This window comes from Micromonospora sp. NPDC049060, from assembly GCF_040649055.1.
Lineage (GTDB): Bacteria > Actinomycetota > Actinomycetes > Mycobacteriales > Micromonosporaceae > Micromonospora > Micromonospora reichwaldensis.
Genome location: NZ_JBEZEV010000015.1, coordinates 38,492 through 50,456 on the forward strand (window position 1 = coordinate 38,492; position 11,965 = coordinate 50,456).

Genomic DNA, 11,965 nt, shown 5'->3' on the forward strand with positions numbered 1-11,965 from the left:
CCGTGTCGACCGGGCTGCTGGCATGCGTGGCGCTGCTCGGCGCCCTGGCCGGCCTCGCCGCACCCCGGGCCGCCCGCCACTTCACCGCCCCGCTCGCACCGCGCGTCGCCGGCACCGCCCCGAACGCACCGCGCGTCGCCGGCACCGCGCCGAACGCGGTGCGGGATGCCGGGCCCACGCCGCGCGTCGTCGGGGCCACGCCGGGCGCGGTGCGCGTCGCCGGGGCGGTGCCGTCCGCCGGGTGGGGTGCGGCGGCGGGTGCTGTCGCGTTCGCCGGGCTCGCGGCGGCCCTGGGGGCGGATCCGGTCCTGCCGGTGCTCCTCGTGCTGGCCGCCGTCGGGCTGGTGCTCGCCCTGGTCGACCTGGCCTGCCTGCGGCTGCCCGACCCGCTGGTCGGTGCCGCCGCGCTGGTCGCCGCCGTCGGGCTGACCGGTGTGGCGGCGGCGGCCGGTAGCCCCGGGCGTCTGCTCGGCGCGGTGGCGGGGGCGGCGCTCTGCTTCGCCTGCCACGTGGTGCTGGCGGTGCTGCCGGGCTCCCGGCTGGGCTTCGGCGACGTGAAGCTCGCCGCCGTCCTTGGCCTGCCGCTCGGCTGGCTCGGCGGGTCGTCCCTGGCGCTCGGGCTGCTCCTGCCGCACCTGCTGCACGGTGTGCTGGTGCTCGTCCTGCTGGTGGCCGGCAGGGTGCGTCGCGACACCCCGCTTCCGCTGGGCCCGGCCCTGCTCACCGGCGCCTGGCTGGCCGCCCTGGCCGCCTGAGCCCGCCGCACCGACATCTGCCCGACCTGCGCGATGCCGCCCCGGGCCACCCGGCGCGCCGGTGCCTGACGGCCCGACGCGCCCCGCACGGACAGGCACACCGGGCCGCCCTGACCCCCTGAGCGGTCACCCGCGGCCGGAAGGACCCAAAGCCCGACGGGTGGCTCAGATCAGGCGGAGCTGGCGGTCGCGGGGGCGGCGGGGCTCGGCCTCGCCGAAGCGTTCGAAGAGGCCCGGGTCGATGACGTCGAGGAACGGCGACGGGGCGCAGTCGCGTTCCGTGCCGTGCCGGGTGCGGCGGGCGGCGTGGGTCACGTACAGCCGGTCCTGGGCCCGGGTCAGCCCGACGAAGAAGAGCCGCCGCTCCTCGGCGATCGCGTCGTCGTCGGGGGTGCTGCCGGGCCAGCGCAGCGGGAGCAGCCCGTCCTCGGCGCCGACCAGGAAGACCACCGGGAACTCCAGCCCCTTGGCGGCGTGCAGGGTGAGCAGGGTGACCGCCTCGGCGCGCGGGTCGAGCGCGTCCACCTCCGCGCCGGTGGCGAGCTGGGAGAGGAACAGCGGCAGGTCGTCGCCGCAGCGGCGGGCCAGCGGGGTGAGCAGGTCGACGGCCGAGCGGACGTCCTCCGGGCGTACCGCGCCGGCACCGTCCAGCGTGGGCACCGCGAAGCGCTCCGCCAGCACCTGACCGGCCAGCCGGACCCGGGCGGCCAGCGAGCCGTCGAGCCCGTCGGCGTGGCGCAGTTCGCGGGCGATGGCGGCCACCCCGGGCCGGTCCCGCAGCCGGTCGTGTGAGCGCTTCTGCACCGGGATGTTCGCCCGGGCGAGGGCGTCCACGATCGGTGCGGCCTGCGCGTCGGTGCGGTAGAGCACCGCGATGTCGGAGAACGACAGCGAGGTGGACCGGCCGTCGATCCGCCCCGAGTCCAGCGACCGGTGGGAGAGGCCGCCGACCAGCTCGTCGATGGTGCGTACGACGAAGTCGGTCTCGTCGGCGACGGACGCCGCCGGGTAGCGACCCACCAGCGGGGCCTCCGGGTCGAGCCGGGCCGGGTCGAGCCGGCGGCCAGGGACCAGCGACGACGGCGCGATGGCCTGCACGGCGGCGGCCAGGATGGGCGCGGAGGAGCGGTAGTTGCGGTTCAGCCGGACCAGCCGGGCGTCGGTGAAGTCCTGCGAGAAGCGCAGGAAGTAGCCGACGTCGGCGCCCCGGAAGGAGTAGATCGCCTGGTCCGGGTCGCCGATCGCGCAGAGGTTGCCGTCGGCGGGGCTGAGCAGGCGCAGCAGCTCGTACTGCACCTCGTCGACGTCCTGGTACTCGTCGACGAAGATCCAGCGCCAGCGCTCCCGGTAGTGCCGTACCAGCTTCTTGTCGGCCCTCAGCAGCGCGACCGGCAGGGTCAGCAGCTCGTCCAGGTCGACGAGGTCCTGCTTGCGCAGCAGCGCCGCGTAGCCGGCATCGTCGTCGCCGGCCTCGGCGCGGGCCTCCGCCCGCTGGGCGTCGTCGGCGATCCGGAAGTCCGTCGGCAGGCCGGCGGCGTCGGCGTTCTCCCGCAGGATCGTCAGGCCCAGCGAGTGGAAGGTGCCGACGGTGACGTCCTCGGCGACCGGCCCGAGCAGCCCGTCGAGGCGGTGCCGCAGCTCCTCGGCGGCCCGCCGGGTGAAGGTGATCGCCAGGCACTGCTCCGGGAAGACGTTCAGCTCCGCGCAGAGGTAGGCGATCCGGTGGGTCAGCGTCCGGGTCTTGCCGGTGCCCGGCCCGGCGACGATGAGCAGCGGCCCGCCCGGCGCGGAGGCGGCCACCCGCTGCATGGCGTCCAGGCGGTCCAGCAGGCCGGTGCCGACCTCCTCCATGCCGGCGAGCATCGGCTCGAACGGCTCGTGCGGCGAGGGCGTCGGCGCGATCGGGGGCGGGGGCGCGGCCGGCGCGGCCTTGCGCTTCGGTTCGGGCTTGGCCGTCGCCGGGCGCTTGGCCCGGGGCTTCGGCGCCGGCTCCGCGGGGGTGCGCTGCGCCGGCACGGGTACGTCGAAGAGCGTCTCCTGGGCCCCGCCGGCGTTGCCGCCCAGCTCGGCCGGGTCGAAGAGGGTGATGACGCCGTACTCGCCGTCGTAGCCGGGGACCCGGCGGACGTCGCCCCGGCGCAGCCGGCCGATGCCCTCGGCGAGCAGTTCCCCGCCGACCCGGCCGATCTCGTCGAGCGGCGTGCTGGTGAGGATCTCCAGCTCCGGGCCGAGGGCGGCGATCAGCTCGTGGAGCCTCCCCTCGACCCGCTTGGACCGGGCGCCCACCTTGTTGATCTCGCCGAGGATCTCGGCCAGCGGCACCAGGTGGGTGACGTCGGGGGCGTGCGCGGGGCGGTGCCCCGACGGCCGGTCGGCCAGCTCCTCGATCCGGCTGAGTACGCCCACGGTCAGCGGCTTGCCGCACTCCGGGCAGCGGCCATCGGCGGCCCGGGTCTCCTCGGGCGACCAGTTGACCCCGCAGAGCCGGTGCCCGTCCGCGTGGTACTTGCCCTCCTCGGGGAAGAACTCGATGGTGCCGGCGAGCCCGTCACCGGTACGCAGGGCGTCCCGGATCCCGAAGTAGTCGCGGGCGGTGGCGAAGACGGTCGCCTCCCGGGCCAGCGCCGGCGGCGAGTGCGCGTCGGAGTTCGACACCAGCCGGTAGCCGTCCAGGCTGCCGACGCGCCAGTTCATGTCGGGGTCGGAGGAGAGGCCGGTCTCCACGGCGAAGATGTGCTCGGCCAGGTCGGCGTAGCAGTCGGCGATCGCGTCGAAGCCCGACTTGGAGCCCAGCGCGGAGAACCACGGCGTCCAGATGTGCGCCGGGACCAGGTAGCCGTCGGCGCTGGCCTCCAGGGTGATCTCCAGCAGGTCCCGGGAGTCCAGGCCGAGGATCGGCCGGCCGTCCGAGCCGAGGTTGCCGATCCGCCCGAGCGCCGCGTTGAACCGGGCCACCGCGTCCAGGTCGGGCAGGTAGATCAGGTGGTGCACCTTGCGGGTGCGGTCGTCCCGCTTGTAGATCGTGGAGATCTCCACGCTGAGCATGAACCGGACCGGGTCCGCCTCCGCCTCGCTCGCCAGCCGGGGCGGCAGCCGGCGGGCGATGTCCCGCTCCGCCTCGGGGCTGAGCCGGTGCAGGCCGGGCTCGGCCGGGTGCAGCGTCTCGCGGAGGTGGTCGTACCAGGCGGGGTGGGTGAAGTCGCCGGTGCCGAGCACCCCGATGCCCTTGCGCCGCGCCCACCAGCCGAGGTTGGGCAGGGTGAGGTCGCGGCTGCACGCGCGCGAGTACTTCGAGTGGATGTGCAGATCCGCGACGAACGGCGGGACGCCGCCGGGGGGTGCGGGACTGAACGGAGGCACGCCGCATCCTGTCACGCCCGCGCCATTACCCACCCGTCGCCACGCACACCCGTGACCTGAGCATCCGGTGCTGGACAACGTCGGCCGCCCGCGCTATGGGTCAGCGGGAGCGCAGCTCCACCAGGGTGATCTGCGGCTCGGCGCCGACGCGGACCGGCGGGCCCCAGAAGCCGGCGCCGTTGGTGACGTAGACCTTGGTGCCGTCCACCTCGCCCAGGCCGGAGACCACCGGCTGCTGGAGCTTCACCAGCAGGTTGAAGGGGACCATCTGGCCGCCGTGGGTGTGCCCGGAGAGCTGGAGGTCGACGCCGAACTTCGCCGCCTCCGTCGCCGCGACCGGCTGGTGGGCGAGCAGCACCACCGGGCGGTTCGGGTCGCGGTCGCCGAGCGCCGCCGCGTAGTCCGCCGGGGCCGCCAGACCGGTGCCGGCGGCGGTGACGTCGTTCACCCCGGCCAGGTCGAGCACGCCGCCCCGGGCCTGGATCTCCGTCCGCTCGTTCTGCATGACCCGCAGGCCGAGCCGGTCCAGCTCCTGCACCCACTCCTCGACACCTGAGTAGTACTCGTGGTTGCCGGTGACGAAGTAGCTGCCGTGCCGGGAGCGCAGGCCGCGCAGCGGCTCGGCCGCCTCGCCCAGCTCGGCCACCGAGCCGTCGACCAGGTCGCCGACGACGGCGACGATGTCGGCGTCCAGGCGGTTGATGGCGGCGACGATCCGCTCGGTGTGCGCCCGTCCGCGCAGCGGACCGAGGTGGATGTCGGAGACGGTGGCGATCCGCAGGCCGTCCATGCTGCGGGGGAGCTTGGCCAGCGGGATCTGCACCCGGTCGAGCTGCGGCGGGCCGAGGGCGGTGCGGATGCCGTACCCGGTGAGGCCGGTGGCGGTGAGCCCGGCGAAGATCGCCGTCCCGCGGGCGAGCAGCAACCGGCGGGAAGGGTCGTGGTCGGGCTGCGCGACGGCGTCGGCGGCCGGCGGGTCCGCCGGCCCGGCCGCGCCCACCATGGCGGGCTCGGGCGCGGCGGCGGTGGGCTCCGCGGCGGCGACCCGGCGACGCAGCACGAGCTTCGCCACCGCCATCGGCACTTCCAGCGCCACGAGCAGGACCAGCAGGTAGAACATGACGGCGAGCCAGAGGTAGCCCGGCCACGCGAGCCAGTAGAGGCCCGCCTGGGTGCCGGCCATGGTCGCCGGTACGAGCAACGCGAGCACCAGGGCGGTGATCCCGCCGATCCGCCGCCATCGGCCCGGGGCGGTGGTGTCCCGCACCAGGCGCTTCCACAGGTAGAGGTGGATCAGGCCGGTGATGAGCGCGATGGTGGCGACGAACGCCAGTGCCGCCAGCATGTGTGCGCCTCCCTCAGCCGCCCGCGAAGGGCGGCAGGACGTCGATCGTGGCCCCGGCCGGTAGCGGTGCCTGCCGATCATGACAGGTCACGCCGTCGACCAGGAAACTCGCCACCTTCAGGACGACGGCGAGCCGCTCACCGTGCCGGTCGGTCAGCTCCACGACGAGTTCGTCCAGGGACCGCCCGGCGGATGCGGTCTCCTCGGTCCGGCCGGCGGCCGCCCGCGCCCCGGCGAAGTAGCGGACGGTAACCGGCGCCCCGGCGTCCTGGACGGGCGGCCCGGTGCGGAGCGGGCGTGCCTGGGCCGGCGGTCCGGTGTCAGCCGGGCGTGCCTGGGCCGGTGGCCCGGTGTCGGCCGGGCGTGCCTGGGCCGGTGGCCCGGGGTCGGCCGGGCGCGTCGGTTCTGCCACGGTCAGCCTCCGATCGCGGACATCGGCCGGGCGGGCTGGAGGAAGGCCGGGTCGTCGATGCCGTGCCCGGCCCGCTTGCCCCACATCGCGGCCCGCCAGCGCCGGGCCAGCTCGTCGTCGTCCGCCCCGGCCCGCAGGGCCCCGCGCAGGTCGGACTCCTCGGTGGCGAAGAGGCAGGCGCGTACCTGCCCGTCGGCGGTGAGCCGGGTGCGGTCGCAGTCGCCGCAGAACGGCCGGGTGACGCTGGCGATCACGCCGACCCGGGCGGGGCCGCCGTCGACCAGCCAGGTCTCGGCCGGTGCCGCGCCGCGCTCCGCCGGGTCGGGGACCAGGTCGAACTCCCCGCGCAGGGCGGCCAGGATCCCGTCGGCGGTGACCATGGTCCGCCGGTCCCAGCCGTGCTGGGCGTCCAGCGGCATCTGCTCGATGAACCGCAGCTCGTAGCCGTGGTCGAGGGCGAAGCGGAGCAGTCGGGGCGCCTCGTCGTCGTTGACGCCCCGCATCAGCACCGAATTGATCTTCACGGGGGTCAGCCCGGCGTCGGCGGCCCCGGCCAGCCCGGCCAGTACGTCCGCCAGGCGCGGGCGCCGGGTCAGCCGGGCGAACCGCTCCGGATCCAGCGTGTCCAACGACACGTTCACCCGGTCCAGCCCGGCGGCGCGCAGCCCGGGGGCGAGCCGGTCCAGCCCGATCCCGTTGGTGGTGAGCGAGATGCGGGGGCGCGGCTCCAGCGCCGCCACGGCGGCCACGATGTCGGCCAGGCCGGGCCGGATCAGCGGCTCCCCGCCGGTGAACCGGACCTCGGTCACGCCGAGCAGGCGCACCGCGACCCCGACCAGCCGGACGATCTCGTCGTCGCCGAGCAGTTGCGGGCCGGGCAGCCAGGCCAGCCCTTCGGCCGGCATGCAGTAGGTGCAGCGCAGATTGCACTTGTCGGTGAGGGAGACCCGCAGGTCCCGGGCGACGCGGCCGTACCGGTCGGCGAGGACGCCGTCGGTCGGCGGGGCGGCGGTCACCCGTCGACGGTAGCGCGCCCGAGCCCGGCCAGGGCCGACCGGGCGGTACGGGCGACCGCATCCCGGTACGCCGCGCCGAACAGTGCGGTGTGCACCAGCATCAGGTGGAGCTGGTGCAGCGGCACCCGTTCCCGCCATCCGTCGGCCAGCGGCCACGTCTCCGCGTATGCGGAAAGGATCCGGTCCAGGTGCGGCGCGCCGCCGAAGAGCGCGAGCTGCGCCAGGTCGGTCTCGCGGTGACCGCCGTGCGCCGCCGGGTCGACCAGCCAGACCCGGTCGTCCGCGCCCCAGAGCGCGTTGCCCGGCCAGAGGTCCCCGTGGATCCGGGCCGGCGGCTCGTCACCGCCGAACTCGCCGATCCGCTCGACGACCTGCTCGACCAGGCCGGCCTCGGCGCCGGTGAGCGCGCCGCCGTCGACCGACATCCGGAGGTACGGGACGAGCCGGGCCCGCGCGAACCAACCCGACCAGGGGCCGTCATCGGGCGTGTTGTCCGCCGGCAGCGCTCCGATGAAGCCGTTCCACCCGGCCCCGAAGGCCGACGCCCCGGCCCGGTGCAGCCCGGCCAGCTCCCGGCCGAACCGCTCGGCCGCCTCGGGCGTCGGCTCGCCGGGCTCGATCCACTCCAGCGCCAGCAGCCCGGGCAGCGCCGCCACCACCTCCGGTACGGCGACCGTCCCGGCCTCGCGCAGCCAGCGCAGGCCGGCCGCCTCGGCGGCGAAGAAGCCCTCCGGCGCGGGCCTTCCGGCGGCCTCCGGCCAGGTCTTGGCGAACACCGAGTGCCCGTCGTCCAGCGTCAGCCGGGACGCGGCACAGATGTCGCCGCCGGCGACCGGCGTCTCCCGGATCCGCTGGTGGGTCAGGAAGGTCGGCAGGTGCTCCGGGTGCGCCCGCAGGTACGCCAGATCCATCTGCGCAAGGTAACCCCTCCCGTCGGCCGTACGGGTGCCGGCCGCACGATGTCGGCGGCTCACCCCGCCGGCTGCGCCTGGTCGGGTGGCCCCGCCGTCACCGCATGTCGGCGCCCATCGCCGGATCGCGGCGGTTCAGCAGGAACGTGGTCTCCGGCAGCGCGCCCCCGGCACCCCGTGGCCCTTCGGCCGAGGACGGATCGCCGCTGCGCAGGGTCGTCGTCGCCCAGTCCCGCTGGTTCCACGAGTTGTCCTCGTCGTCGACCGTCCCGCCGAGCCACGTCTCGTCGCGGTTGGCGAGGGCCAGGTTGTGCCGCAGCACCGACGGCGAGCCGACGAACGCGAACCCGGCCTTGCCGTTGCGGTAGGCCGTGCTGTTCGTGATCCGCAGCCGCCCGTGGTTGGCCGCCTCGGTGAAGCCGTAGCCGGCGTTGTCCCAGGCCGCGCTCCGGGTCACCCGGTGCCGCACCTCGGGAGCGGGGTCACCGCCGCCGAGCTTGAAGCCGTTGCCGCCGCCCTCGGTGAAGCCGGGGATCCCCCACCGGTCGACCCCGTTGCCGTACGCCCAGGACCGTTCGACGCTCACCGGGTCCGTGAACTCGCTGAGGTCCAGCCCGTCGGCCGAGTTGTGGTACATCCGGCAGCCGCGTACGAGGTTGCCGGTGCCCGAGCCGTACTTGAACGCCAGCCCGTCCGCCGTGCCGCCGTCGTCCGAGGTGTCGTGGTTGGCGTGGAAGTCGCTGTCCAGCACCTGGTTGCCCACCGTGCCCGGGTCGCGCAGCAGCAGGCCGATGCCCCCGTTGTCGTGGACCGACAGCCGGGAGAAGACGGTGTGGCGGCAGGAGACGCAGACGTACGCGTGGTCGGGCGCGTTCCTGATCTCCAGCCCGCGTACGGTCCAGTAGCTCGCCCGCTGCGTGATCGCCCACTCGCCGGCCGGCACCCGGCTCGCGTCGACCACCGCCCGCTCGTCGCGGTAGCCGCTGACGGTGATGCGTCTCTGCGCGGTGCCGCTGGTGGTGATGACCAGGGGCTCGGTGAGCCGGTGGGTCCCGCCGCGCAGCGCCCGGGCGTACCACCGCGACGGCCCGGCCCAGCGTGGCGTACGGGCGGTCGGCGCTGCCGGTGCCGGCGTCCGAGCCGCCCGGTGCGACGTGGATCTCGGCCCCCGCCACCGGGGCAGCGGGTCGGGTCGACCCGGCGGTGGGCGCACCCGTGGGCCGGGACGGTTGCGCGGCCACCGTGGGGCCGGCCGGGGCGGGGACGCCGCCCGGCTCTGGGGCCTGGAGCACGGCGTAGCCGATGCCGCCGGCCGCGACCGTCGCGACCGTGGCGCCCGCCACGACCTTGTTGGCGAAGAAGCCCTGGACCATGGCCCAGAACGTCCCGGCGGCCGGGGCAGCCGGGACGCCCGCCACGAGCCCGGCGGCGACCGGGAACGTCGTCATGCCCGGCAGCAGCCGCTCCGGTGCCAGCAGCACGTGCCCGTGCGATCCGCACCGCGGGCAGCCCCGGCCGTGCCGGCTCAGCCGCTTGCGCCACAGCGGCCCGGCGGTGCCGTCCCAGCCGCGCAGCAGCGCGGCCAACTCCGGGCAGCGGGGTGTCGCGCGCAACGCGCGGATGATCAGCCGGCTCTCGTCCAGGCGCGTCCGCATCCGGCCCAGCCGTACCGCCGCGTGCTTCGGGCTGACCGACAGCGCGTCGGCCAGCTCGGCGCGGGTCAGCTCGCCGATCGCCTCCCGCCACCACCACCGCAGCAGCCGCCGGTCGTCGTCGTCCAGCCAGCCGGTGGCCTCGGCCAGTTCCCGGCGCTGCTCGCTGAGGATCAGCTCGGCCACGGTCCGTTCGGCCAGGTCGCCGCCGGGGTCGGGCAGGTCCGCGTCGGTCTCCTGCTCGCGGCGCCGGGTCCGCGCCTGACCGCGCAGGTGGAGCTGCACCTGCCGGTACGCGATGGACACCAGCCAGGCGCGGAACCGCTCCGGCTCCCGCAGGTCCGGCAGGCCACGGATGACCCGGACCATCGTCTCCTGGACCAGGTCGTCCACGTCGGCGTGCCCGTTGAGCGCCCGCCCGACGATCCCGTAGACGAGCGGGAGGTGCGCGGAGACCAGCTCGGTGAGCGCCGCCCCGTCACCCGCGCGGGCGGCGGCGACCAGGGCGGGCACGTCCGGGTGGGACGGGTCGCGCGTCCCCGGGTCCAGTTCCGCGTCGTGGGCCGGCGCGTGGACGTCGCTGCCGGTCACGGTGGCGGTCCCTCCTCACGTCGCGGGTGGGCGGACCGACCGGATCCGGCGTGCCTCCCGCCGCCCGGACCGGCGTCCTCCTGCCGGTCCTGCACCGGTGACGACGCAGCTCACGGCATGCTCGCATACCGAAATGCGCCTGTAAAGATCGTCGCCCGTCACTGTCCAAGTAAGTAGGCGATCCAAACAAAGTTCTGAATTTCCGTTGTCGACGTGACCCTGCCGTCGTCTACGGAACCAGAGCGGGCCGACGCCGACCCGCCTGGCATCCGGCCCGGGCAGCCGCATGCCAGGCGGTCCACCACGCACCACCACCACCCGTACGCAGGAAGGAAGTCAATGCGACTGACCACCCATCCCCCCGACCAACGTCCGGCACCGGCGACCACCGCCGTCCGTCGCCTGTGGCGGCGTGTGGTGCCGTTGGCGGTGCTTGCCGTCGTGGCGCCGGCCGCTGTGGCGGTTACTAGTGGTCCGGTTCAGGCGGCGGCTGTGGACACGGGCGCGTACTACGTGTTCGTGTCGCGGCACAGCGGCAAGGTGATCGATGTGTCGAACTATTCGACGAGTGATGGTGCGCCGATTCATCAGTGGACGCGTACGGACACGTTGAACCAGCAGTGGCAGTTCGTGCCGGTGGACAACGGTTACTTCCAGTTGCGTTCGCGGCAGAGCGGGAAGGTGTTGCAGATCGCGAGTGCCGAGGATGGTGCGGCGTTGACGCAGGAGTCGGCGGGTACGAACACGCGGCAGCATTTCGGTGTCGCGGATTCGGCGGACGGGTTCGTGCGGTTCGTCAACCGGCACAGCGGTAAGGCGTTGGACGTGTGGGAGTGGTCGACGGCCAACGGTGGTCGGATCTCCCAGTTCGCCGACCTCGGGGGCACCAACCAGCAGTGGCAGATGGTCAAGCTCGGCTCGGGCGGCACCCCGTCGGTGCCCTACGGCAACGCGCCCGACGGGTTCGCCACCGGGGTGACCGGCGGGGCCGGCGGGCAGACCGTCACGGTGACCACCCAGGCGCAGCTCAACCAGTACGTCACCGCGTCGGCCCCCTACGTGATCCGGGTCGCCGGCACGATCAACATCAGCCCGAAGGGCACCGAACTGCGGGTGGCGTCCAACAAGACGATCGTCGGCGTGGGCACCAGCGGCCACATCGTCGGCGGCGGGTTCTTCCTCGGCTCCGGGGTCAACAACGTCATCATCCGCAACCTGACGATCCGGGACACCCTGATGCCGGACGACGACCCGGGCGACGACACCTACGACTACGACGCCATCCAGATGGACACCGTCAACCGCGTCTGGATCGACCACAACCGGCTCCAGCGGATGAACGACGGCCTGCTGGACAGCCGCAAGGACAGCACCAACATCACCGTCTCCTGGAACCACTTCGCCGACAACAACAAGACCTTCGGCATCGGCTGGACCGAGAACGTCACGGCCAGGATGACCATCCACCACAACTGGTTCCAGAACACCAGGACCCGCAACCCCAGCGCGGACAACCTGGCCAACCTGCACATGTACAACAACTACCTGCAGAACTGCGCCTCGTACGGCAACTACGTGCGGGGCTTCACCAAGGCCGTCATCGAGAACAGCTACTACGAGAACGTCCGCAACCCGTACTACGTCGAGGCGGGCGAACTCGTCCAGCGGGGCAACGTCACGGTCAACAGCCCGTGGGACTCCGGCAAGGTCAAGTCGAAGGGCTCGGCGTTCAACCCGAGCAGCTTCTACCCGTACACCCTGCACAACGCCGCCGACATCCCGGCGATGTTGCGTACCCACGCCGGCCCGCAGGCCAACATCGGCCTCTGACCGACGCGCGGTGGCACCGGCCGGTCCCGCCGGCCCGCCGACCGGTGGTGGTTCTTCGAGGTCGCCGCCCTCGCCACCCGGGCCTACACAGAC

Annotated in this window: 7 protein-coding genes and 2 pseudogenes; 2 read left to right on the plus strand and 7 right to left on the minus strand. The window is 74.2% G+C overall.

Annotation, left to right across the window (positions count from 1 at the left end):
* Nucleotides 1–2 precede the first annotated feature (2 nt).
* Nucleotides 3–755, plus strand: coding sequence for a prepilin peptidase (locus AB0B83_RS09365; protein ID WP_357577740.1), 753 nt, complete (start codon nucleotides 3–5; stop codon nucleotides 753–755).
* 165 nt (nucleotides 756–920) lie between these two features.
* Here AB0B83_RS09365 and AB0B83_RS09370 read toward each other — a convergent pair whose 3' ends face one another.
* The 7 genes and pseudogenes from AB0B83_RS09370 to AB0B83_RS09400 all read right to left on the minus strand — a co-directional run.
* Nucleotides 921–4,115, minus strand: coding sequence for a UvrD-helicase domain-containing protein (locus AB0B83_RS09370; RefSeq protein WP_357577741.1), 3,195 nt, complete (start codon nucleotides 4,113–4,115; stop codon nucleotides 921–923).
* Nucleotides 4,116–4,215: 100 nt separating this feature from the next.
* Complete coding sequence (locus AB0B83_RS09375; RefSeq protein WP_357577742.1) at nucleotides 4,216–5,460, minus strand: metallophosphoesterase; 1,245 nt, start codon at nucleotides 5,458–5,460, stop codon at nucleotides 4,216–4,218.
* Nucleotides 5,461–5,473: 13 nt separating this feature from the next.
* Nucleotides 5,474–5,713: pseudogene (locus AB0B83_RS09380) on the minus strand (MoaD/ThiS family protein); the annotation flags it as partial.
* A 161-nt stretch (nucleotides 5,714–5,874) separates the two neighbouring features.
* Nucleotides 5,875–6,888, minus strand: a complete 1,014-nt coding sequence (moaA, locus tag AB0B83_RS09385; RefSeq protein ID WP_357577743.1) for a GTP 3',8-cyclase MoaA — start codon at nucleotides 6,886–6,888, stop codon at nucleotides 5,875–5,877.
* Complete coding sequence (locus tag AB0B83_RS09390; RefSeq protein ID WP_357577744.1) at nucleotides 6,885–7,799, minus strand: fructosamine kinase family protein; 915 nt, start codon at nucleotides 7,797–7,799, stop codon at nucleotides 6,885–6,887. The genes moaA and AB0B83_RS09390 overlap by 4 nt, the downstream gene beginning before the upstream one ends.
* A gap of 97 nt (nucleotides 7,800–7,896) precedes the next feature.
* Nucleotides 7,897–9,012 (minus strand): right-handed parallel beta-helix repeat-containing protein, encoded by a 1,116-nt coding sequence (locus AB0B83_RS09395; protein ID WP_357577745.1) that lies wholly within the window; start codon nucleotides 9,010–9,012, stop codon nucleotides 7,897–7,899.
* Nucleotides 9,013–9,496: 484 nt separating this feature from the next.
* Nucleotides 9,497–10,042 (minus strand): annotated as a pseudogene (locus tag AB0B83_RS09400) (sigma-70 family RNA polymerase sigma factor); the annotation flags it as partial.
* 492 nt (nucleotides 10,043–10,534) lie between these two features.
* Here AB0B83_RS09400 and AB0B83_RS09405 point away from each other — a divergent pair.
* Nucleotides 10,535–11,872 carry an RICIN domain-containing protein gene (locus AB0B83_RS09405; protein ID WP_357577746.1) on the plus strand — a complete coding sequence of 446 codons (1,338 nt, stop codon included), beginning with the start codon at nucleotides 10,535–10,537 and terminating at the stop codon, nucleotides 11,870–11,872.
* Nucleotides 11,873–11,965: the final 93 nt, after the last annotated feature.